General features: G+C 63.8%; 21 protein-coding genes. 8 read left to right on the top strand and 13 right to left on the bottom strand.

What is annotated here, in order from left to right:
* The first annotated feature begins 321 nt into the window (after nt 1-321).
* From H6718_17490 to H6718_17500, 3 genes are all read left to right on the top strand, one after another.
* Entirely contained in the window at nt 322-2280 is a 1959-nt protein-coding gene (locus tag H6718_17490) for a PPC domain-containing protein (protein ID MCB9587196.1), read from the top strand.
* The gene (locus tag H6718_17495; GenBank protein MCB9587197.1) at nt 2277-4211 is read left to right on the top strand and encodes a hypothetical protein; all 1935 of its coding nucleotides are present in this window, start codon (nt 2277-2279) and stop codon (nt 4209-4211) included. Before H6718_17490 ends, H6718_17495 begins: the two co-directional genes overlap by 4 nt.
* 63 nt (nt 4212-4274) lie before the next feature.
* Nucleotides 4275-4736, top strand: a complete 462-nt coding sequence (locus tag H6718_17500; GenBank protein ID MCB9587198.1) for a GNAT family N-acetyltransferase — start codon at nt 4275-4277, stop codon at nt 4734-4736.
* A 28-nt stretch (nt 4737-4764) separates the two neighbouring features.
* On the opposite strand, the gene H6718_17505 is transcribed toward H6718_17500, so the two are convergent.
* From H6718_17505 to H6718_17520, 4 genes are all read right to left on the bottom strand, one after another.
* Nucleotides 4765-5268 carry a periplasmic heavy metal sensor gene (locus tag H6718_17505; protein MCB9587199.1) on the bottom strand — a complete coding sequence of 168 codons (504 nt, stop codon included), beginning with the start codon at nt 5266-5268 and terminating at the stop codon, nt 4765-4767.
* Between the two features lies 1 nt (nt 5269).
* Complete coding sequence (locus H6718_17510; protein MCB9587200.1) at nt 5270-6013, bottom strand: hypothetical protein; 744 nt, start codon at nt 6011-6013, stop codon at nt 5270-5272.
* Nucleotides 6010-6687 carry an RNA polymerase sigma factor gene (locus H6718_17515; protein MCB9587201.1) on the bottom strand — a complete coding sequence of 226 codons (678 nt, stop codon included), beginning with the start codon at nt 6685-6687 and terminating at the stop codon, nt 6010-6012. Before H6718_17515 ends, H6718_17510 begins: the two co-directional genes overlap by 4 nt.
* 119 nt (nt 6688-6806) lie before the next feature.
* A complete protein-coding gene (locus tag H6718_17520; GenBank protein ID MCB9587202.1) occupies nt 6807-7625 on the bottom strand; it encodes a crotonase/enoyl-CoA hydratase family protein in 819 nt (272 codons plus the stop codon).
* Between the two features lie 126 nt (nt 7626-7751).
* Here H6718_17520 and H6718_17525 point away from each other — a divergent pair, with 126 nt between their 5' ends.
* Both H6718_17525 and H6718_17530 read left to right on the top strand, forming a co-directional pair.
* Nucleotides 7752-8126, top strand: coding sequence for an antibiotic biosynthesis monooxygenase (locus tag H6718_17525; protein ID MCB9587203.1), 375 nt, complete (start codon nt 7752-7754; stop codon nt 8124-8126).
* 171 nt (nt 8127-8297) lie between these two features.
* A complete protein-coding gene (locus tag H6718_17530; protein ID MCB9587204.1) occupies nt 8298-9371 on the top strand; it encodes an AI-2E family transporter in 1074 nt (357 codons plus the stop codon).
* Nucleotides 9372-9381: 10 nt separating this feature from the next.
* On the opposite strand, the gene H6718_17535 is transcribed toward H6718_17530, so the two are convergent.
* Nucleotides 9382-10140, bottom strand: coding sequence for an SDR family NAD(P)-dependent oxidoreductase (locus H6718_17535; GenBank protein ID MCB9587205.1), 759 nt, complete (start codon nt 10138-10140; stop codon nt 9382-9384).
* 50 nt (nt 10141-10190) lie between these two features.
* Complete coding sequence (locus H6718_17540; GenBank protein MCB9587206.1) at nt 10191-10802, bottom strand: alpha/beta fold hydrolase; 612 nt, start codon at nt 10800-10802, stop codon at nt 10191-10193.
* Nucleotides 10803-11003: 201 nt separating this feature from the next.
* On the opposite strand from H6718_17540, the gene H6718_17545 reads away from it, so the two are divergent.
* Nucleotides 11004-12425: an MATE family efflux transporter gene (locus H6718_17545; GenBank protein ID MCB9587207.1), complete on the top strand. Its 1422-nt coding sequence runs from the start codon at nt 11004-11006 to the stop codon at nt 12423-12425.
* Between the two features lie 5 nt (nt 12426-12430).
* On the opposite strand, the gene H6718_17550 is transcribed toward H6718_17545, so the two are convergent.
* A complete protein-coding gene (locus H6718_17550) occupies nt 12431-13096 on the bottom strand; it encodes a 2-hydroxychromene-2-carboxylate isomerase (protein ID MCB9587208.1) in 666 nt (221 codons plus the stop codon).
* A gap of 60 nt (nt 13097-13156) precedes the next feature.
* Between H6718_17550 and H6718_17555 the strand changes: the two genes are divergently transcribed.
* The gene (locus H6718_17555) at nt 13157-14497 is read left to right on the top strand and encodes an FAD-dependent oxidoreductase (GenBank protein MCB9587209.1); all 1341 of its coding nucleotides are present in this window, start codon (nt 13157-13159) and stop codon (nt 14495-14497) included.
* A gap of 6 nt (nt 14498-14503) precedes the next feature.
* Here H6718_17555 and H6718_17560 read toward each other — a convergent pair whose 3' ends face one another.
* From H6718_17560 to H6718_17575, 4 genes are all read right to left on the bottom strand, one after another.
* Entirely contained in the window at nt 14504-15100 is a 597-nt protein-coding gene (locus tag H6718_17560) for a DUF938 domain-containing protein (GenBank protein MCB9587210.1), read from the bottom strand.
* Nucleotides 15101-15149: 49 nt separating this feature from the next.
* A complete protein-coding gene (locus H6718_17565; protein MCB9587211.1) occupies nt 15150-16079 on the bottom strand; it encodes a hypothetical protein in 930 nt (309 codons plus the stop codon).
* Between the two features lie 75 nt (nt 16080-16154).
* A complete protein-coding gene (locus H6718_17570; GenBank protein MCB9587212.1) occupies nt 16155-16619 on the bottom strand; it encodes a response regulator in 465 nt (154 codons plus the stop codon).
* Between the two features lie 978 nt (nt 16620-17597).
* The gene (locus tag H6718_17575; GenBank protein MCB9587213.1) at nt 17598-18416 is read right to left on the bottom strand and encodes an alpha/beta fold hydrolase; all 819 of its coding nucleotides are present in this window, start codon (nt 18414-18416) and stop codon (nt 17598-17600) included.
* 153 nt (nt 18417-18569) lie between these two features.
* Between H6718_17575 and H6718_17580 the strand changes: the two genes are divergently transcribed.
* The gene (locus tag H6718_17580) at nt 18570-19778 is read left to right on the top strand and encodes a phosphatidylinositol transfer protein (GenBank protein ID MCB9587214.1); all 1209 of its coding nucleotides are present in this window, start codon (nt 18570-18572) and stop codon (nt 19776-19778) included.
* Nucleotides 19779-19788: 10 nt separating this feature from the next.
* Here H6718_17580 and pyk read toward each other — a convergent pair whose 3' ends face one another.
* On the bottom strand, nt 19789-21228 hold the full coding sequence (pyk, locus tag H6718_17585; GenBank protein ID MCB9587215.1) for a pyruvate kinase: 1440 nt from the start codon (nt 21226-21228) through the stop codon (nt 19789-19791).
* 87 nt (nt 21229-21315) lie between these two features.
* Nucleotides 21316-21897, bottom strand: a complete 582-nt coding sequence (locus H6718_17590) for an HAD-IA family hydrolase (protein MCB9587216.1) — start codon at nt 21895-21897, stop codon at nt 21316-21318.
* Nucleotides 21898-22213: the final 316 nt, after the last annotated feature.

Here is a 22213-nt window from a genome sequence, read left to right on the forward strand (position 1 = left end):
GCAGTTGTCCTACAGTGTAGGCGGGTTTATTACCCGTCGTGGCGTGCTTGGTCAACGTCGGATCGACTGCGATGGCAGTTTTCCAGCCTGGCCATTCCGGCATCGGCCATACTTGGAGCTCCTGTGATTTGCTTCCTTTCCCGTGTTTTTGCCAATCCCGACGTTGGCTCGCATTCCCGTGTGGGTTCGCAGAGGCAGCCCCTTCTCTGGTCCCTCCTTCTGGTCGCTGCTGTGCTGGTCACCTCAACCGGCTGCAGCTCCGAAGAGGGAAGCACGAACCAGAGGCCCGCGCTGTCCGCCGTCGCTGACCAGACGGTAAGCGTGAACCAACCGCTGAGCTTTAGCGTGCTCGGCAGTGACCCCGACGGGGACAGCTTGAGCTTCAGCTTCGCTAGCGACTCGGACGGAGTCACCAGCCACGCATCGCTGACCCCTGCTGGTAGCGACGCAGCGATCTTCAATTGGACACCCCTCGCCACTGACGTTGGCATTCACATCGTCGACTTCACCGTCAACGACGGCAAGGCGAAGGATACCCGCGCGGTAACGATTGAGGTGCGCTCGAGCATCGGCACCGGCGCGCCGGTCTTCCGCAAGCCGCTCGGCACGGGCACGACCCTCGACCTATCTCAAAAGAAGTGCGTCGAAGTGGCGATCGAGGTCGAAGACCCTGACAGCCCCGGCGTGACCATCGCTCAGACGGAGCCAGTGATCGAAGGCGCAGAGTTGCTCCAAGACTCTGGACTGACCGCGACCTGGACCTTTTGCCCCACGGCCGCGCAAATCCAGGCTGAGGATATCTACACCCTGCGCCTCAGCGCCGATGACGGAGACAACCCCGCGGTAACGAAGAACTTCGTGGTGGTGCTGCGCAAGGCTCAGAAGGCCAACTGCCCTGGAGGTGCTCCAGTGATCGAGCACACCCCAGCGGACGTGAACGGGATCAACGACGTCGAGATCCGTGCGCATGTCACTGACGACAAGGGCATCAAGTACGAGCCGCTGCTGCTCTACTCGCTGAGTGATCCTGGTTCGCCGCCTGATCTCGGCGCCATGACCCAGGTCAGCATGAGCAAGCTGAGCGGAAATCAACAAGACGGACAGTGGCTCGGCAGGATTCCGAATCCAGTCGCCGCAGCGGGCGGTAGCGCGCAGCTCTACTACATCTTGGTGGCGCGTGACGATGACGACGCCATGGCTGACTGCGATCACCTGACGCAAATGCCGCTAACCGGTAGCTACCAGATCAACGTGACCGCGTCGGGCGGCGGCGGCGGACTTGGGCTGTGCGAGCCATGTTCCGCTGACGCGCAGTGTGGAGGCAGTGGTGACCTCTGCGTCCAGGTTGGGGGGGGGGCGAGCTGTCTGTCTGCCTGTGGCTCCGGGAACTCATGTCCCCAGGGATACACCTGCTCAACCAACGCCCTCACCAGCGAGAGCGGCGCGAGCGCGCGTCAGTGTGTGCCCACCAGTCAGAGCTGTAGCGGCGATCCGCCGCCGACGTGCATGGATGACGCGTTTGAGCAAAACGACTCGCTGGCCACTGCGAAGGCATTGCCCAGCGGTGACGAGCTGTTGGTGTCTTGCCCGTCGGGAGACACCGATGACGAGGACTGGTTCAAGCTGAACGTCACCCAAGAGGGCCAGCTGAGCCTCGATTTGCTCGGTGACACCGCCTCCGATCTCGACCTGGCGCTGTATGACGGCGCCGGTGCACTGATCGCCCGCAGCAGTGGTCTCACCTCGGAGGAGTCGATTCAGAGCTGCTTGCCCCCCGGAACCTACTACGCCCGCGTGTACTCCTACGATCTGGCGCGCAACGAGTACATCCTCAGTTGGTCCGTGAGTCCGCAGAGCTGTGGTCCGACGTGCAGCGACGACTCCGCGGAGGATGACGATCAAGCTTCTCAAGCCCGCATCGTGGACCTCGACAGCGGGCCGTACAGCGTGAGCACTAACGCCATCTGCAGCTGGGATGAGGATTGGTTCCGTGTGGATATGTTCGCGGGAGAGACGATCTACGCCGAGCTTGCGTTCGACCAGAGCTCCGCCCTCGAGGACCTCGATATCTTGCTCTATCAGGGATCTACGCTGCTCACCCAGTGCGACGAGCTGGACGTAAGCGGGTGTTCGGACAATGGTCAGAGCAGCGACTCCAACGAGTCGTTCTCTTATCCAATCACTGTGTCGGGCACCTACTACCTCGTCGTGCGTGGCTACGGCGGCGCGGAGAACCTGTACGACCTGTGCATCGGGTTGTCCGCGAGTGAATGCCCGTGAGGCGCTCGTCTGCGCTCGTCCTCGCCCTTGGACTGTGCGTCGCTCCGGCCTGTAGCGGTGATGAAGCTGCTCCGACAGAGACCATCAAGTCGCTAGCGGACCTGGTGGTGAGCGCGATATCGCCCGGGCTCGTGCTACCCGGTAGCGACGTGCGCGTGGAGGGCAGCTTTCCTGATGTAGTAGAGCAACTGCAGCTCCGACTGGTTGGCAGCCTGGATGGCAGTCCAGCGGACCTGGTCATTCCCCTGGAGCGTCAGGGCGAGGTCCTCGTCGGTAGCTGGCCTGCGTCCGCACCGCGAGGAAACGGGTTGCTGGTGGCGCAGGTCGTCGGCGTCGACGCGGTGGATGGTCGCGAGCATACTTCGAACCGCCAGGACTGGAACCTCTCATCGGCTGCGGAGCTGGTTCCCGTTTTGGATACCGCTCAGGGCGGCGTGGCATTCGTCAACGACGCCATTCAAGTCACTGGGAGTGGCTTTCTGCTGGGCGGAGGCGAAGGCCACAGCGTCGTGGTGGTGAATGGCTGCTTCCAGGCGACGACGGCGGCTACCTGCGAAGCGGTTCTTGAACAGCGCCTCGTGCTCGAGACGAACGGCTCCCCGGAGCGCGCCTCGGGCAGTTTTGCCTTCGCACCGCGCATCGCAGGGATCGCCGCAGGAAGCTTCAACGGAAGCGTGCGTATCGAGAACTCGCCCAGCCAAGCCACGGGGGGAAGCAGCGCTGAACTTCCGTTGAGCTTGGAGCTACTCGCTCCACGAGTTTTCGGGCTGTCACCTCAGAGCGGGAGCCTAGGGCAAAAGGTTTCGGTCACCGGCGGCGGCTTCGTCGCGCAGAGTGAGGACGACCCGACGCCCGCGGCGACGCGCTTGCTTTTGGCGGGGGACTTTACCCTCGAAGGTGGCGTCTCGATCCCGGTGAGCTTCGAGATAGTTCCGGGCTTCGAGTCCGGGAACGAGTTGGTCTACGTGATCAACGAGGAGGATGCTCTGGGCACCTCGGCCGATCTGCGCCGCACCAAGGGTACGCTCGCCGGCAACATCACGCCCATCGTTAGTTACGCGGGCGAAACGATCACCGGCGCCCCAGAGCCTGTCGAACTCGAACTACTACCCGTAAAACAGGTCGTCTACGTGAGCTTCTTACCGAGCTACGTGGAGAGTTTGCGACATTTCGGTATGCGGGCGGTGGATCAACCCATCCGCGAGCGAGCGCTCGAGGTCGCTAGTGCGCTGTATGCTGGCCTGAGCGTTGAGTTCCGTACGGAACAGCCTGAGGACTTCGGGTTGTATACTCGTATCGATGTGGGCGGTCTGGATCCAAACGGACTTGGGTTACTCGGCTACGACAACACTCCGGGCAAAGACGTGAACAACATCCGCCTGGACGATCGCGTGGGCGGGGTGAACGCAGTGACCCAGGAAAACGGCGATCCCGGATTTGGCGGGGTGTTCGTCGAGAGCCTGTTCGGCTTCAGCAAGCACCCAGGCAACTTCGCGACCGAGCTGAGTGGCGCCGACCCAACCTTCGATCAGCTCTTTGACCCGTTCCGTCCTGACGTTGGGCGGCATCCAGTCCTCGCGACCGAGACCGAACTCATTGTTCTCCCGAGTGTCGCGTCCTGTGATGCAGCGGACTCACGCCCCTTGCAGATCGCCTGTGCCGTGCACGCGCTAGGCAGCCTGATCGGTGACACGCTGGCCCACGAGTTGGGTCACGCACTGGGGCTCGCTCAGCCCGAGGGAACGGGCTTTCACAACTCGAGCGACGCGCCGGGTCGGCTGATGGATGGCGGCTCCGCCCGAGAGTTCCGCGAGCGAGCGCGCCTGGCGGGCAGTGATCGCGTGCTGTTTTGCCAGGAGAATTTCGCGTACCTGCAAGGGATCCTAGGCAGCGGAAGTGATCCGGAGCCTAGCCGTCCGAGCTGCGAATGATCGCGAGCTGAGCGGGGCACGATCTTGCTACGAGGCGCCGCCGCGTGGGCGTAGCGTATGCCCATGACGAATCTGGAACTCAGGTATGAGGTGTTCGCTCGTCGAAGTGGAGCGCCGAGCGCCGGTCTCCCTGGGCGCCAACCGGTGACCGCTGATGAGTTCCGAGATGTGCTGCGCCGCTCCACCCTGGGTGAGCGCCGCCCGGTAGATGACCTCGAGCGCCTGAGTACGATGCTCGAAAACTCCAACTTGATCGTTACCGCGCGGGAACCAGTGCGCGGGCTGCTGATCGGCATTTCTCGGTGTGTCACCGACTTTGCCTACTGCTGCTATTGCTCCGACCTCGCGGTGGACGAGGCGGTGCAACGCCTAGGCGTTGGCAAGGAGCTTTTGCGGCTCACCCGCGAAGCGGCAGGAGAGCAGGCCACGCTGCTGCTCGTCGCTGCGCCCAAGGCGAAGGACTACTATCCCCACATCGGGATGGCGCACGTCGAGGCTTGCTTCGCGTTCAACCGCACTCGGTGACCCGCGCGTCACCTACCCGGTGGGGGCCTCAGTCGCGGCGGTGCTTCCTTACGGCCTTGCGCAGCTTGCGTTGTAGCTGTTGCATCGCCTGAAAGAGCTTGGCTTGCTGCTTCGGCGTGAGCTCCTTGGAGAGCGCGGTGAAGTGCTTGTTCTGCAGTTTGTGCAGATCGTCGCGGTTCTTGCGTAGAGCCGCCATGGCCTTCGAGTAGGCTTTCTGGTCGTCGCTGTCCGCGTCGAGGAGCTTCTTCAGCGCCTGACGGCTCGAGCGCATTTCCTCGCGGAGCTTACGCTGCTCCTCGCGGTCCTTCTTCAACAGCTCGGCGACCTTGTCCGCCTTCTTGTCGTCGAGACCGACCTTCTCCTTGAGGACCTTGCGCACGACCTCTTGCATGCGCTTCTCCACCTCTTCGCGCTTCGGCTTGGCGAACGCGAAGCTGCTGGTGAACAGCACGCTGACCAGCGCCAGCAGCGCGAACAGCCAGTGGCGCCGGTTCCGCTCTAAACGTGAGCCGGGGAGTTTCGAGTCAGTCATATCAGCCACCTTCGTTTGCCACGTCATCCAGCGCTGACAGGAGCGCGTCGAGATCCTCATCGTCCTCGGGGGTATCCAGCGCGTCCAGCGCGAGGCCGAAATCGTCGTCCCCGTTGTCCACCATCGTGGCAACCATCAAGGAGCTATCTTCCGAGCTGAACTCCGGTTCGCTGGCGCTCGGTGCGGGCTCTGCCGTCTTCGCGATTGGCTTGGCTTCCGCGACCAGCGTGCTCGGTGCCTTCACGCCTGCTTGGGGTTCGGCGGTGTCGCTCGCGCCGCCGCCGAAGCCTACGAAGATCGCTAGCACCGCAGCAGCTGCCGCTGCGAGCGGGGGGGCCAAGCGCAGGAAGCCGCGGCGCTTCTCCTGGGCAGCGCGCTGGGGAGCATCCTTCGAACGCGCTGCGACCCGGGTGAGATCTGGACCGGATAGTTCGGCGGATGTGCGCTCGAAGAGATCTCGCAAGTCGGCTTCGGGTGCGAGCTCGGCGTGATCGAGGAAGCGCCGCTGGGTGGCGACGCTGAGCTGGGCGGCGGAGTCGTCGAAGAGTGCACCGAGCTCTTGCTCGAGCTCGTCGTCGTCTTCGCCCAGCTCGTCTGCGATGACCTCGGGGATACGTCCAGCGAAAGCAACGAGGCGTGCTTCGATGGCGGATTCTAGTTCCAGGGTGGGAAAGCCGGCTTGGAGCTCGAGTTCGAGTGCTTCGAGTTCGAGCGCGTCTTCGGCGGAGAGTTCTTGGTCAGTCACGACGCATCTCCTTCTGCGCTCGCATCGGCTTGCTGGGGGACAGCGCCGATTTCGGCGAGTTTCTGTTTGAGTTCTTTGAGGGCCAAGTGCACCAGCACCCGCGCTGAACCTTCGGTCGAGCCGATGGCGTCGGCGATCTCGGCGTAAGACAGGTTACCGTCGAGGCGCATCATGGCTGCCTCGCGGCGCTTCTCCGGCATGCTGGAGAGAGCTTCGCGCACCAAGTGGGCGGTGCGCTCCGCGCTGAGCAGCTCGAGGGGAGAGGCTGCGCGCTCCGGCTCCGCCGAAGCGTCCTCACGCGTCCTACGACGCCGTTCCCCGCGGAACAGGGTGTGTGCGCGCTTGATGGCGATCGAGGTGAGGAACGCCTTGAGCGAAGTGCCCGGGGTGTAGCGGTGGAGCTCCTTGAACGCGATCGTCAGGCTCTCCTGAACGGCGTCCTCCGCGATGGCCTGATTGTGGCAGGCGCGCATCGCGAGGCGAAACATCAGGCCCAGGTGCGGGCGCACCAAGGTGGCAAAGGCCTGGCCGTCTCCGTCCAGGGCGCGCCCCACCAACTCCGCTTCTAGCGAGACCACGTCAGCCTGAGCCATCACCTCACGTTCTAGGCGCTTTGCGGGACCGGGGACCAGCCCCAAGCTGCCGACCGTGGAATCCAGTGTTGCGTCCGACATACAGGGGAGGAATGCCAAGCTCCCCGGCGCAGTTAATGCGCCACGCCTCGAGACGTGAATATTCTCGAGGCGCCGTGTGCCCTCACCCCCAAACCCAAAACTTGGGGAGTTCCGAGAGCTTAACGACCTTTGAAGGTCGGGCTCCGCTTCTCCATGAACGCGCCGACGGCCTCTCCCAGGTCCTCGCTGGCCAAAAATGCCGAGTTCCAGGCGGCCACGAAGGTCAGCCCGGCGTCGATGCTCTTGTCCGCGCCGTAGTCGAGCACCTGCTTCACGCCGCGCACCGTCAGTGGCGCATTGGCAGCGATTTCTTGCGCCATCGCCAGCGCCGCAGCCTTCAGCTCGGCCTCGTCGGCGAAGACTTGATTCACCAGACCGATGCGCTCCGCGCGAGCGGCGTCGATGTCTTTACCGGTGAACGCCAGCTCGCGGGTGTTGCCCTGACCGATGATCGGGGGCAGCCGCTGCAGGGTGCCGATATCGGCCACGATCGCGATCTTGGTTTCCCGTACGGAAAATTTGGTGTCCGCGCTGGCGAGGCGGATGTCGCACGCCGCCACGAGGTCCACGCCACCTCCGATGCACCAGCCGTGGATCGCGGCGATAACCGGCACCGGGCTCTTGGCGACTTTATCGAAGCAGCTCTGCAGTTGCTTGATGGTGTTGAAGAGCTCGTAGCGTTCCTTGGCCTTGCCGCCGGCGAACGCCGCGCCCATCTCCGAGAACGCGGCCTGTAGATCCAGCCCGTAGGTGAAGGGCTTGACGTTGGACTGCAGCACCACCGCGCGGAGCTCCTGATCTTGCGCCAGGTGATCGAACGCAGCACCCACGTCGCGGAACAGCTGCGGGGGCATGGTGGGCTTCTCCAAGCCAATGATCGCGACGTGGCCGTCGCGCTTGAGGCTCAGGGTTTCGTAGCTCGGATCTTCAGTCGTCATGGTCCCTCGTCTGCGGCGGTACCCAAGGCCTAGCTCGAGTTGAGTGGGGGCGAAACGTATCGCGCTTTGGCGCGAGAAGCCCGAGATCGACGCCCCGATTGGGGGCGATTGGCGTAGGATCGCAGGATGATCGTCGTGACGAATCGCATTCCGGTGGCCGACGGCCACGAAGAGGACTTTGAAGACCGCTTCAGCAAGCGCGTTCACCTGGTGGATCAGTCGCCGGGGTTCATTCGCAACGAAGTCCACCGTCCGCGCCCGATGAAGTTCGATCACGAGGCTGGGGGCTTCGTCCCAGATCCCGAAAAGGAAGGCTTCTACGAGGTGAAGACCTGGTGGAGGAGCTTCGACGATTTCGTTGCCTGGACCCGTAGCCCCGCGTTCGCCGAAGCCCACAAGAACCGCGCGCCGAAGGAGATGTTCCGCGGCCCCAACGTGCTTGAAGTGCACGAGGTGTTCTTGTCGACGGATCTCGGCGACGAAGCCAAGCGCAACGCCTAGCACCCAGTGGACGAACACACTTCTGCCCGCGCAAGCGGGTTTGGGGGTGAGGGCACGAGGCGTTGTGCGTCACTCCACGCTGAGTTGGGTGTTGCCTAAGCGCCTCGCTAGCGCGACGTGTTGCGCGAATTGGGCCGCTGGATCCGAGGGGCGATATCGTGCGTACGCCCCATGCCCGACGTCGTGCGAGGTCCTGCCCGCTTTCTGCTGATTGGCGCTGCCCTCGTGGTGGTGATCGCGGGGCTCAAGCAAGCTCAGCCGCTAGTCGTCCCGCTGGTGTTCGCGGCGTTCCTTTCTGCGATGAGCGCACCGTTCGTCTTCTGGCTGGAGCGTCGGCTGCCCGCGTGGCTCTCCGTGAGCTTGGTCGTGCTGATCATGCTTGGAGTGCTGGTGCTGGTTGGCGCGGTCGTGGGCACCAGCGTGAACCAGTTCGTTGCCGCGGCTCCAGGCTATGAAGAGGGCCTGAACCAGCTATTCGGCGGGATCGGCGCTTGGCTGCAAGGACACGGCGTCCACTTCAGCCGCAAGGAGCTGGGTGAGCTGGTCAATCCCGGCGCGCTGATGCGCTTCTTGGGTGGAACCTTGAGCGGCGTCGCCAACATGTTGAGCAACCTCCTGTTGGTGGTGCTGACGATGGCCTTCATCCTGCTCGAAGCAACCACGCTGAGTAAGAAGGTGCGCGCGGCGATGGGAGATCCCACAGCGGACCTCAGCCGCTGGCTCAAGATGGCCACCGAGGTGAAGCGTTACGTGGTCATCAAGACCTATGTCTCGATGGGCACGGGCATCACGATTGGGCTGTTTCTGTGGGCGCTTGGCGTCGATTTTCCCCTGCTCTGGGGGCTACTGGCGTTCCTGTTGAACTACGTCCCGAACATCGGCTCCGCGATTGCGGCCGTCCCCCCAGTGTTGCTCGCGCTGGTGCAGTTTGGCTGGGGCCGGGCGCTGGCTACGCTGGGCGGCTTCCTGCTCGTGAATATGCTGATCGGCAACGTGGTCGAGCCTGCCTTGATGGGGCGCCGACTGGGGCTCTCCACGCTGGTGGTGTTCCTCAGCTTGATCTTCTGGGGCTGGTTGTGGGGACCCGTGGGGATGCTGCTCAGCGTTCCGCTCACCATGGTAGTAAAAATCCTCCTGGAAAATACCCAGTGGTACGGAGCTGCGGTGATGCTCGGCGGTGACCCAGACAAAGAGCCGCCGAGCTTGCCTCCCCCTGGCATGCGGCGCAGTCGGCCGCCGGCTTGAGCGACATAGCTCAAGTGGGCTGTTCGGTCGCGCGCACCAGGACGTCGTGGATCTGCACATGGGGCGGCGCCGTGAGCAAATGGATCACACTCTTCGCGATGTCTTCAGGCTGCAGGACCTTGTAGCGCCGGTAGGTGGCCTGAGCTCGCTCCTCGCTCTGGAAGTAGCGGCTGTGGAACTCTGTTTCCACAAAGCCTGGGCTCACGGAGCTCACGCGGATCGGGCTGCCGAGTTCCCGAAGCTCCTGGCGAAGCCCCTCGGTGAGGGAGCGCACCGCGTACTTCGTAGCGGAGTAGACGCCGCTACCTGACGGGACGCGGTGAGCGGACATGCTCGAGATGTGAATGATGTGGCCCTCGACCCCGCGGCGCTGCATGTCCGAGACCGCTAGCGAGGTGCACTCGCACAGCGCGAGCACATTGACCTCGAGCATCTCTCGCCAGTGCTCCGCGTCTCCGCCGATGAGCGGTGTCTCGTGACCGATCCCGGCATTGTTTACCAATACGTCGATGCCGCCCCAGCTCTCTTGTATCCGCGCGAAAACGGACTTGATGCTCTCCAAGTCGCGCAGGTCGCAGGGCAGGGGTAGGAGGCTGTCTCCTAGCTCTCCGCGCAGCGCCTGCAGGCGTTCCTCGCGACGTCCCGTTACGGCTACGCGCATCCCCAGCGCGTGCAGCGCGCGAGCGGTCGCGCGTCCAATGCCCGAAGATGCGCCGGTGACGAGCGCTACCTTGCCTGTCCAGCGTTGTGCGTCCTGGGAGTCACTCATGCGGTGCGAGTAGCACGCTGGATCCGCGGGGGTAAGTCCGTGGACCCTGGCTAGTCAGAGTGTTTGGCGACGAACAGTGCGATGGCAGCAAGAATGTCCTGATCCACGTCGTCCTGTGTCTTGCCCCACGCCTTGAGCTGACCCTTGGTGCACTGCAGGGAGTGGTCTCCAGACTCGACGACATAGAGTTCGTTCGAGGCCTTCATCTGGCGTCTCGTCTCGGCCAGCACATCCAACGGACACAGCTTGTCGCGCGTGCCCTGCACGAAGAGAATCGGGGTGGAGAGCTGTTTGAGCACGGCGTCTCGCCGCTTCTTTGGATCGCTGCTGCCCATGCCTTGTAGCGGATAGCCGAAGCAAATCACCGCGGAAACGGGTTCCTCGAGCGCCACGTGGCAACCCATGCGGCTGCCCATGCTCTTTCCAATCAGGAACACCGGGCGGTCCTTACCTTTGCTCTGCTCTTTGGCTTCGTGGAGCGCCGCTCGGTGAGCTTCGATCAGCTTCGGTTGGCGGTCTGGGGTGCGCCGTCCCTCTCGCATATAGGGATAGTCGAAGCGCACGACCTCGCCGAGGGTCGAGAGACGCTCCGCCCAACCCTGCATCCAGGGATGAGAGCTCGGCGCGCCAGCGCCATGGGCGAACAGAAAGAGCGGTCGCATGCCGCGAGTCTAAACACGCCAGACCCTGTCCTTGTACTGCCGCACAAAAAAGTAAGCCGGGTCGAGGGGGAGGTGCGAGGTCCCCGACCCGGCTATCGACTCGCCCCCCGCGTGAGCGGGCTGCTCATCAACCAAGCTGTACGGCTGCACGGGTCGAACCCTTTAGTTCCGAGTGACGCGGAGTGGTGCTAGGGAGCTGCCTTGGCCCTCTCACCGCCACCAGAGCGCAGCTCGCGAGGAGTGGAGTTCACTACGCGTTCCGCGTACTTGGACGAGATGAAGGCGCTCGTGCGCCTGGCCCTGCCGCTCGCAGGGGCAAACTTCGGTCAGATGCTCCTGGGCGCCGTGGACACCGCGGTCGTCGGCCGCTTGGGCGCCGTGGAGTTGGGGGCCGCGGGGCTCGGCAACAGCCTGTTCTTCTGCGTGTCGATCCTCGGCATGGGAGTCATGATGGGCCTCGACCCATTGGTCAGTCAGGCCCACGGCGCGAAGCAGCATGCCGAGGCGCGGCGCACGCTGTGGCAAGGCGTTTGGCTTGCGTTCGCCGGAATGATTCCCCTCGGAATCGGGATTGTGGCGCTAGCTGCTCAGCTCGAACGCCTTGGCATCGACGCTGAGGCCGCCAATCACACCCGGGCATACCTAGGCTCGCGGCTATGGGGCCTCTTGCCCTTCTTGCTGTTCGCTGCCGTGCGCAGCTACTTGCAGTCTGTCGGTCGAGCCACGCCCATGTTCTACGGTGCGGTACTCGCGAACCTGATCAACCTGCCGATGAGCTGGGTGTTGGTGTTTGGAGACGCCGGCCTCGTTCGCCTCGGCTTGCCCGCGCTCGGTGTGCCTGAGCTGGGTGTCGCGGGTGCGGGCTACACGAGCGCGTTCTGTACTCTGCTGCAGCTCCTCGTCTTGGTGAAGGCCGTGCGCGGCTTGGCTGTGGCAGAGGCGGCGGAGGGTGAGCGGTTTCGCCGCCCCAACGCGCCGTTGATGCGTCGTGCGCTGCGATTGGGGCTCCCGATTGGGTTCACCTTGCTAGCGGAGGTCGGTATCTTTTCGTTGACCAACGTCGCGATGGGGAACCTTGGTCAGACGGCGCTGGCAGCTCACCAGGTCGCGATCACGCTGGCCAGCGCTACGTTTATGATTCCGCTCGGAATTGGTGCGGCCGCCAGCGTGCGCGTGGGGCAGGCGGTGGGCGCTCGCGACGAACCTGGCGTGCGTCGGGCTGGTTTGTGCGCCTTGGCGTTGGGCGTGGGCTTCATGAGTCTCGGCGCGCTGGTATTCCTGACCGTTCCTGACAGCTTGTCGCGGGTGATCACCGATCAGTCGGAGGTCGTGGCCGCGGCGGTGCCGCTCTTGTGGGTGGCGGCGGTGTTTCAGATCTTCGACGGCGCGCAGGCGGTGCTGGCTGGCGCACTGCGCGGCGCCGGCGACACGACCGTGCCTTTGGTGCTGAACCTGGCCGGCTACTATCTGGTGGGCACACCGGTTGGCCTGGGTCTCGCGTTCCTCGCGGGTCGTGGCGCCGTCGGGCTCTGGTGGGGACTCTCCAGCGGGCTGATCTTCGTCGCGCTGACCCTCGGGGCGCGCTTTTTCCGCCTGACGTCTCGCGGCCTGGCGCCGGTCTGAAGCGGTCAACGACTGGCGGACGCGCCCTTTGGCAGCCGCTCTACCAGCTCTTCGAGTCTGAGCGGCGGCTCTCCGGAGAGCTCTGCGTCCACCAGATCCAGCTGGTCGAAGCCCCAGTACATCGATTCCCCGAGGAACATGGTCGGGACGCCGAACACACTCCGCTCCAGCGCCTCCTCGGAGTTATTGCGGAGCTCCTGCTTTGCCTCGGGGGATCTAGCGCGCTCCATCAGCTCCGCAGCGTTCAGCCCGGCGGCCGAGAGTGCTTGGCGCAATGAATCGGGGTCACCGAGGTCGCCGCCGCGCTGCCATCCGTGCTCCCACAAGCAACCAATCACGGCTATTTGGTCGTCCCCGGCTGCTGCCTGGGTCGCCAAGCGGCACGCCAAGAGCGGATTGAAGGGGTGATAGACGGGGCAGCGGAACTCGAGTTCGCGGCTTCGCGCCCGACGCGCGCAGTCGAGGAACACGAAGCGTGCCTTGGCAGGTGTCTCTGCGGGACCTTTGGTACCCCAATGGTTGAGTAGGGCCGCTAGCAAAAGCGGCTTCGGTTTCAGCGTGCGGTCGTGCTTCGCTGCCAGCGGCTGTACGCCGTGCCAGGCGAGGAAAGCGTAGGGGGAAAGGAAATCGAAGAAGAACTCGATCTCGCCCAGAGGTTCAGCGCGCGCCATGCCTTGCAGCATGCAGTGCTCGGCCTGGGAAGCAATCCAGGGTTTTGCTATCGAGAGGCGATGGCCTCGGAAGTTCTGGTGATCGGTGCAGGTTTGTCCGGTCTGCGTGCGGCGGAATACCTGACGAACGCGGGGGTCGACGTAACTGTGCTCGAGGCGAGAGACCGCGTGGGTGGGCGCCTCTGGAGTCAGCCTCTAGCCAACGGAGTATTCGACATCGGGGGTCAGTGGATTGGTCCCGGCCAGCACCGCATGTATGCGTTGGCCAAGCGCCTGGGCCTCGCGACCTTCCCGACCTATGACGATGGAAAGAAGATCCTGGGCGTCGGGGACAAACTCTCATATTACCGCGCGGCAATACCCCGAGTTGGCCCGCTGGATATGGTTCAGCTCGGCCTTGCACTCTCTTACCTCGAGCTCGTCCGACGCAGCGTTGATCCTTCCAAGCCTTGGGCGGCGCGTGCCGCCCGTCGCCTGGATGCGGTGAGCGTCGAAGCGCTCAAGCAGAAGCTCTGGCTGAGCAAGTCCATCGACGCGAGCTTCGACGCCGCGCTGCGCGTGATCTTTGGTGTCGAGAACAGCGAGCTCAGCGTGCTCCACTTTCTGGCCTATCAGAACGCGGGCGGTGGCTTGCTGAAGCTAGCCGAGATCCGCGGCGGCGCGCAGCAGGATCGCATTCAGGGTGGCGCTCAGGGCTTCGCGAAAGGGCTCGCCGAGGCCCTTGGGGACAGGGTCGTTCTCAGCACTCCGGTGCACGCGATTGAGCGCACTGGCGGCTCTGCCGTGGTCTTCAGCGGCACCCAGCGTTTCGAGGCGAAACGCGTGATCCTGGCGCTTCCGCCGCTGCTTTCGGGGCGAATCCGCCACGTACCGGAGCTCCCGCAGCCTACCCAGCAACTGCTTCAGCGTTTCCCTATGGGAATGACGATCAAGGTCCTCGCGACCTATGAGCGACCCTTCTGGCGAGCGAAGGGCTTCTCCGGTGAGGCGGTGCTCGACTCCGGGCCGTTCAGTGTGGTGTTCGACAACTGTGACGTGAACGGCCGCCAGCCAGCGCTCGTCGGCTTTAGCGTAGCGCAGCCTGGCCGAGAGTTCGCGAGACTCCCTGAGGATGAGCGGAAGCGGCGCGCGTTGGCGGAGTTCGTCCGACTCTTCGGGCCCGAGGCGCGGGACGCGACGGCGTACGTCGAGCAGAACTGGGCGGCGGAGGAGTACTCCCAAGGGTGTCCGGTTGGGGTGCTTGGAACCGGCGTCTGGACGACGAGCGGACACGCGGTGCGCGAGCCCGTAGCGCCGATTCACTTCGCGGGAACCGAGACCGCTACTGAGTGGATGGGCTACATGGAAGGCGCCGTGCAATCTGGTGAACGTGCGGCGGAGGAAGTGCTCGCGGCGCTCTAGCTCACGCTAGCTCTGGAGCCGCCAGATCAGCATGTGGTTGTTCGCCGGCATCGAGTGAGTGTGCTCGAGCGTGAAGCCGGCGGCCTTTGCTGCCCGTTCCAAGTCATCCACGTCTCGCACCCCCCACTCCGGGTTTCGCCGCTTGAGGTCTTCGTCAAACTCGCGGTTGCTGTCGGCGGTAAACACGCCAGAGAAGCGGTATGGGCCATAGGTGATGAGCATGGCGCCCGGCTTGAGGGACTCCGCTCCTCCCCCAAACAAGCCCTGGGTCGCGCTCCATGGGGAAATGTGAATCATGTTGGAGCACATGATCGCGTCGAACTTGCCGGCGTTCCATGGGGGCTTCGTGGCGTCGAGCTTGATCGGATCGAGCAGGCGCTCCACATCGCCTTCCGTGCGGTAATCACGGATGCTGGCGAGAGACTCATCGCTGACATCGCTCGGCTGCCAACGCACGCCCGGTAGCCGGGAGGAGAAATACAGCGCGTGCTGACCGCTGCCACTGGCTAGCTCGAGCACATGGGCACCCTCGGGGAGTGTTTGTCGCAGCACTTCCAGGATTGGCGCAGCATTCCGGTCCGCGGCGGGGTAGTGGTACCTCATGCGTCAGGCATAAGTCCGGTTGCGGTGGGCCTCAAGGGGGGCTCTGGAATCAGCCGCCAGTCAGCGTCGCTGCGAGCTGCTGCCAGCTTTCCCGGTGGCTGGCTGCGTGCAACAGACGCAGTCCGGCAGGGCCAGAGCGAAGATGGGGAGAGATGCGGTCAAGGGAACCTGCGCAGAGCACGAAGCAGGGGTCGCGAAGGCGCAGTGGACGGCGCGCCTGGTCTCGGGCGCGCTGATGGAGCATCCACCACAGCGGCCACTCATCAGTGGATAGCCCGCAACCAACAAACAGCAGTGGCTGCCTCATTGCTGCCTCTATCCAGTTCCGTGCGGAGAAAGTGGCGGAGGGCCGCCCCTTGGAGTCGCGGCGCATCTGGCGATAGCCGCGGTAGGCGCTCTCGAGTTCCTTGATATAGACGCCGTAGGATCGTACGCCGAGACGGATCGAACGACATAGCTTGGTGTCCCCGTGGGGGTACCATACCCTTGAGCCACCAGCGCGTCCGCAACGACTCAACGTGCCGTCTCCGCTGACGTCTTCACCACCCGTGGCGATCAACAGGCTGCGGTCGAAGTTGAGGCTCAAGATGTCCGCGAAGCCGAGATCCACGAAAGCTTGGAAGAACTCGAGCTCCGCAGCCTTGCGCTCGTGCGTTTCCCGGAGGAGTTGCGCAACGTCGCGCTGGAGGCGATGCTCCACCTGATGTGGCGCCTCGTCCGCGTTCGCGAGCTCGCACAGGAACGCCTCCCAGATGCTCGTCATGCCGGAGCCACCGGTTTGACTGAGCATTTGCATGAGGCGCTCTTTCGCCGCGCGCTCGATTTGTGCTTCGGCAGCGATGCGCTCCAGAAGCGCAAGCCAAGAGTCGCGCACCCCAGCCTGAACATTGAGCCCGCTCCCAACAACTACAGCGAGCCGGCGCTGGCCGGCTGCGTCCCGCTGTTTGGCGAGCTCCCCCAAGAGCTTCCAAGCTTCCACTTGGAGCGAGGCTAGCGCACTCGTCTGCCTACCAGGGGTCAAATGCTCCTGGCTGACATTGTTTGACTCTCTCAGCTACAGGTTCAATCTGGAGTCGACGAATGCGAGGAAGTCTTGCTCGAGGAAGGGCTTGCGTAACCAGGGACCTCCAGACTCCTCGAGGAAGCAGCCTGCGCGGGGTGAGTCGATGCTGCTCGCCATGAGCGCGAGACGATCCAGCTTCTGACCGAGCTCAGCGAGATCATCGAACAGTCGCATCCCCGTGAGTTCAAGAGCGGAGAGCTCGCACACGACGAGATCGAAGCGCGCGGTCTCGAGTACGTTGCGCAGGCCGATGAGCGCGCTGGACACAGCGGTGACTTCGTACTGCGGTTCAAGCAGCAGCTGTAGCCGGCGGCTGGTGTCTGGATCCGGCTCGATCACGAGCAAGCGACGTCGACGCGGTCGACGGGTGGAACGCGGCTCCGAGTTGTCGGAGGGGGTACTCAGTAGGCTAGTTTCAGACCAAGTGAGCGCGTGCTCCACGTATTCTCCGATCACATAGCGAGCCCAATCAGATTTGCGTGCGGAAAATCTGATTGGGCGTTGGTTTCGACGACCCAGGAGCAACACCAAGACAATCAGCGACTGACTGGCGTTGAGTAGAGGGCAACGACTCGAGGTGAGGGGGGCGATCCTCGAGCCGTTGAGTAGAAAACAACGGCTCGAAGTGAGGGGGGGAATCTTCGAGCCGTTGGGAAGAGGGCAACGGCTCGGGGCATGAGGGGGGACGAACCCCGAACCGTTGAGTAGAGGGCAACGGCTCGAAGCGATGAGGGGGGGGACGTTGCCCCGAGCCGTTGATGAGACGCTGTCTCGTATGCCGACCTCGACCCGCGCTGTGCGCGGGGGAGTTCAACGGCGGTGGCTGAGGGGGGGGGAATGCCACCGCCGTTGGGAAGTGTGGCGCGCCCGTTTCAGGCGCGTTCATCCGCGCCGTGAGGCGCGGTGTCTCCTGGGTTGTCAAAGAGAGTGCACCGAGTCGGGAGGATCCGACGAGGTGGCCCTGAACAGGGCGCCGCCACCGAAGTGGGGAGGAGGGGTGCGACCTACCGACCGAAGGGACTTGAGGAGGAGCTTGTCGGGAGTTGGGGGAGAACCCGATGGGGAGGACTGCGCAACCAAGCAGAGCTGCGCGGGTCGGTCGATAGGTCGCTGAAGTCAACGGCGATGGTGGGCGCGTCGCCCGATATCGCCTGCCCGACGCTTTTGCACGGGGTGTGCCACGTCGAGAAAGCACCGGAACGTCACTTATGGCGACAGTCCATCGTTCCAGCTTTCAGATCCGAAAAGTCGGGTTGCGAATGCGATAGGCAGTCGGGTGCAACTTGCCAGCGGAGCCGTCCAACCGACCGTTGCGTTCGCGGAGTGAGAGGGGCGAGTTGGGACTCGATTGGGGTTTCCGCGGTGGAACGCTGGCGCTCTGGGGACACACGTCACGACACTCAGGGTGGAGTCAATCGCTCAGCCCACAGCACCTCACCGAGCCGCCCACTCACGCAGCTTTGCAAACACCGCAGCGCGCATGTCCGGCGGGATCTGGTGGCCCACACCGGGGTAGCTGTGGAGGTGAACGTCGTAACCCAGGGCTGAGAGTCGTTCCGTGGCGCGCTTTGCATCGGCAAACGGCACGATGCGGTCGTCCGTTCCATGAAAAGCGAGGAGCTCCGGGCGCGATTGCGGCGCCGCGATTGGAGGGGGATCGAGCTCGCCTGGCAACAGACCACCCAGAGGCATCACCAGCGAGAAGCGTTCAGGCGCGTGGGCGGCCAGGGCGAAGCTCAGCATACCCCCCTGAGAGAAGCCGAGCACCGCAGGCTTGTCCGAAGATCCGAACTTGCCGAGCAGGTCATCGACGAGGCGCTCTAGGAGATCACGACTGCGGGCGATTCCCTCCGCCAACTCGTGCTCCGCGCGATCGGCGCGGTACGGGAACCACGAGTAGCCGTGGCCGTAGCTGGTGGGCGCCCGGGGGACGATCAGTCTCAGTTTGATATCCAGGCCCCGCAGCCAGTGGGAGAAGTTCTCCGGGCTGTCGCCAAGCCCATGGATGGCGATCAGCAAAGGCAGGGTATCGTCAGTCCTGGCACCACCGAGCTCGAAGCTCAAATAGCTCAGTGAAGGCGAACTCGGGGCGGTGCTTCTTGCGCTCTGAGTTGCCGCGGGGAAATGTGAGGTGGGCGCCTTGTCAGGTGCCTCGCTGGAGCGCGCCCCAGGGGCAGCTCGGTCCCCGTACCTGGCGTCATCACACGCCGTCGACAACGGGGCTGTCGCAAACACGAACAGCGCGGCGGTCATCGAGCGAAGCGCTGCTTTCAAGCGCGCCGTTCCCTGATGCAGCTCTGTTCCCGGATACGGAGCAGTCCGAGAAGCGACAAGGAGGTGTGTTTTGCGTGTCATGCAGGTTAATCGGGCGATGTTTCTCTGGTTTCAGCGCGCTACGATAGTCGGATGCTTAGCCTAGCGCGTTTGTCTCCCTCCCTGCTGTGCTTGCTGCTGGTTGGTTGCGGTAGTGGCGCCTCTGCAGACCCTGGAACGGGAAGCGGAGCCAGCGGAGGGGAGGCGGGAACCGGCGGTGCTTCTGGGGCGGGCGGCGACCCGAGCGGCGGCAATGCTGGGGTCGCTGGCGTGGGAGGCAGTGCGGGCGTCGGCGGCAGCGCGGGTGTCGGCGGCGCTGGTGGTGCTGGCGGTATCGAGAGCTGCCCAGCGGTACCGACGTGCGGAGCGCCACCTCCCGATCCTGGGCCGACTCGGGACTGGCGCCACTCGGTGGCTTCGCCGGTGATCGTGAACACGGGGTTCGCTAACCTGCGTGGTCGTGATCTATTCCTTGCGGAATCGGACGAGCAGTGGGTGATCGGCAAGGTGGCCTACGGTGTGACCGACAAGGACCTCAAGGACGAGGAGGTCGACATCTACCTCTTGCGTGACTGTGCGGGGACTACAGCTTCAGACTGGGAGTTTCTTGGCACCGCGATCACCACCCAAGACAACATGCACGCGACGGTAGAGGGCGTCGATGACAGCGGCGGCCGCGTGTACTTTCAGATCCCCGCAGACAAGCGTCTTGGCCGAGGGCGTCATCGCATCCGGCTGATCGTCGCCGGAGACCACTCCAGTGCGGACCTCTACATCGAGGTCTTGCCCGATGGTCAGAAGGTCTTCGTCACTGACGTAGACGGCACGCTGACCACTCAGGAAAACGAAGAGTTCACGGCGCTCCTCACCGGCACCCTGCCGAACGTGAACAGCGGCGCGCCCGAGGCGCTGCGTGCGATTGCCTCGCGGGGGTACCGGCCGTTCTACTTGACGGCCCGCCCGGAGTTCTTGGTTGGTCGCACACGCGAGTTCCTCGAGGTGTACGGGTTTCCGCCCGGCATTGTTCACACGACGACCACGTTGACCGGGGCGACCGGCAGCTCCGCTGCCGCGTACAAGCTCGGAGAGCTCAACGCGACCTACGCCAAGGGCTTTCCGGTGTTCTATGCCTTCGGCAACACAGCCTCGGACTCTGAAGCGTTCGCGAGCGCCGGGGTCGCGGACGGGCAACGCTTGGTCTACCAGTTCACTGACTCGAGCTTCGGCTGCACGCGCTTCGACGACTACAACGCGCTGGTGCCAACGCTCTCAGCGCTGCCGTTGGCCTGCCTCTACTGGTGACTAACACCGCTCAGCCGAACGTGCGCACCTGAATGCTGCTCACCGTTTCGCCGCCCGCCTTGATGTCGCTGATCACGACGATTGGGTCGCCAGCGAGCACCCGGTTGCGGCGCTTCAGCCTCTCGAACGCGGTGACGATGGTCTTCTCCGGATCGCTCGAGAAGTCGGTGACGAAGGGCACGACGGAGCGGAGCAGCCACAGCTTGCGTCGCGTGCTGCTCATGTTGGTGAACGCGTAAATGATCGCGTGATTGGGGCGAAAGCTCGCGACCTGTTGCGCGAGCAAGCCGCGCCGGGTGATCACGACGATGGCCGGTGAGTTGATGGAATCCGCGAGGCGTACCGCGCTGCGGGCAAGCTCCTCGCGGGGCGTCGCTGGTTGACGCGCCTCGTGGAAATCGAGCCCGGGTTCCTTTTCGATACGGCGAGTCAGGCTGTCCAGTACCTGCACGCAGCGCGTCGAGTAAGCGCCGGTCGCCGTCTCACCGCTCAGCATCACCGCGTCTGCTTGCTCGTACACCGCGTTCGCGACGTCGGTCACCTCGGCGCGGGTCGGCATTGGATTTTCAATCATCGACTCGAGCAAGTGGGTCGCCACGATGACTGGCTTGCCTGCGATCGCGCACGAACGCACCAACCGGCGCTGGATGACCGGCAGCTCGCGGAAATCGACTTCGACGCCTAGGTCCCCGCGCGCGACCATCACGCCGTCTGCTTCCCTGAGGATCGCGGCGAAGTTGTCTACGCCCTCTTGATTCTCGATCTTCGCGATCAAGCGGATGTTTGCGCCGCTGGCTTCGATCAGCTCACGCGCCTCGAGGACGTCGTTCGCCGAGCGCACGAAGGAGAGGGCGATGAAGTCGACCTCGTGATCGATGCCGAACTGGATGTCCTTGCGATCCTTCTCCGTGATGCTCGGCAGGTTGACGCGGATGCCAGGCAGGTTGACGTGCTTGCGCGAGCCCAGAGTTCCGCCATCGAGCACCAGGCACTCGAGCTGGCGGTCCTTGATGCGCAGCACCTCCAGGTTGATCAGCCCGTTGTCCACGGTCACGCGATCACCGACTTGGAGATCGTTGACCAAGTCGTCGTAGTTGACGTGGACGCTCTTCACCTCCGGGTCATCGATGGGGCTAACCGTCAGCGTGATCGTCTCACCCACCTTGAGGTCGACCTTCTCACTGATCACACCGGTGCGGATCTCGGGCCCCTGCAGGTCGAGCAGGATGCTCACGGGGTGATTGAGCTTGGTGTTCAAGCTCTTGATGCGACGGATCGCCATCAGGTGCGACTCGTGGTCGCCGTGAGACATGTTCAGGCGCGCCACGTTCATGCCTGCCTTGGCCAGGTCCGCGATGGCGCTCGAGCTGTCGCTCGCTGGTCCCAGGGTGCAGATGATCTTCGTGTGGCGGAAGTCGCGACGCTGTGATTCCGGAGGGTTTAGAGGCACGTCACTTCGATAGACCAAGCCTAGCCCTTGGCCAAGCTTTGCCGACGCGCCACTGAACGTTTCGGCGCGACGTCACCGCCGCGTGACTCACAGCAATTGGGCGCTGTATAGCGCCGCTCGCAACTGCGAAGCGTCCTCGAAACGCAGGGCGCTCAGACCAGCCTCCTGTGCGGCGACGACGTTCTCTTCGCGGTCGTCTATGAACCACAACTCTGAAGCCTTCTGGACAGACAACGTTCGCGCGGCCTGCTCGTACGCCCGAGGATCCGGTTTGCGCAGGCCCGTGAGGCACGAGACGAAGGTCCAGCCGAGGTACTGGCTGAGTCCGAGCTTGGCTTCGATCCAGGCGTACCACTCCGGGTAGTTGCTGAGTGCGTGGAGCTCGTGCCCCGCATCCTTCAGCTCCTGCAGCAGCTCGGGGATCCCCGGGAGGTAGCGGTAGTTCTCACACAGCAGGCGTCGCAGCGCGTCTTCATCGACCGTACGTCCGTCTCGAAAGAACTCCCGGCAGAACCCGGCGTGGTCGAGCTCTCCGCGTTCGAAGCGCGACCAGGCCGTGGGGTGCTTCTGCTGCATCAGCTCAGGGAAGCTCAGCTGAAAGTGCTCTGGCAGCAGCCGAAAGGGGTCCCACACCAGGGTATCCATCACATCCAACAGCAGCACCGCCATACCGCTTCCTGTGCGCGATCCGTCGCGCGTTGGCAAGTCCACCTCCATTCGTTGCCGTGCGGAAGTTGAGTTTTTTTGGGGGGGGGAGGCGCGACGGTTCGTGCGTGAATTCGCCGTGCAGCAGCGTGCTCACTCAAGCGCAACGAGAGGTTCTGCCCGGACACTTTACTGCTCTGCGTCACCGGCAGACTGAGACATAACGCAGGCGGGCTCACGCTGCTCCTCTCCCCCAAACAAGCGATAAGCTACTAGAATGATAGTGGAAAAACCCACTGGCGCAGGTTCCGCAAAGCGCAGTTGGCCTGAAACGGGTTTG

Source organism: Polyangiaceae bacterium, assembly GCA_020633205.1.
Classification (GTDB): domain Bacteria; phylum Myxococcota_A; class Polyangia; order Polyangiales; family Polyangiaceae; genus JAHBVY01.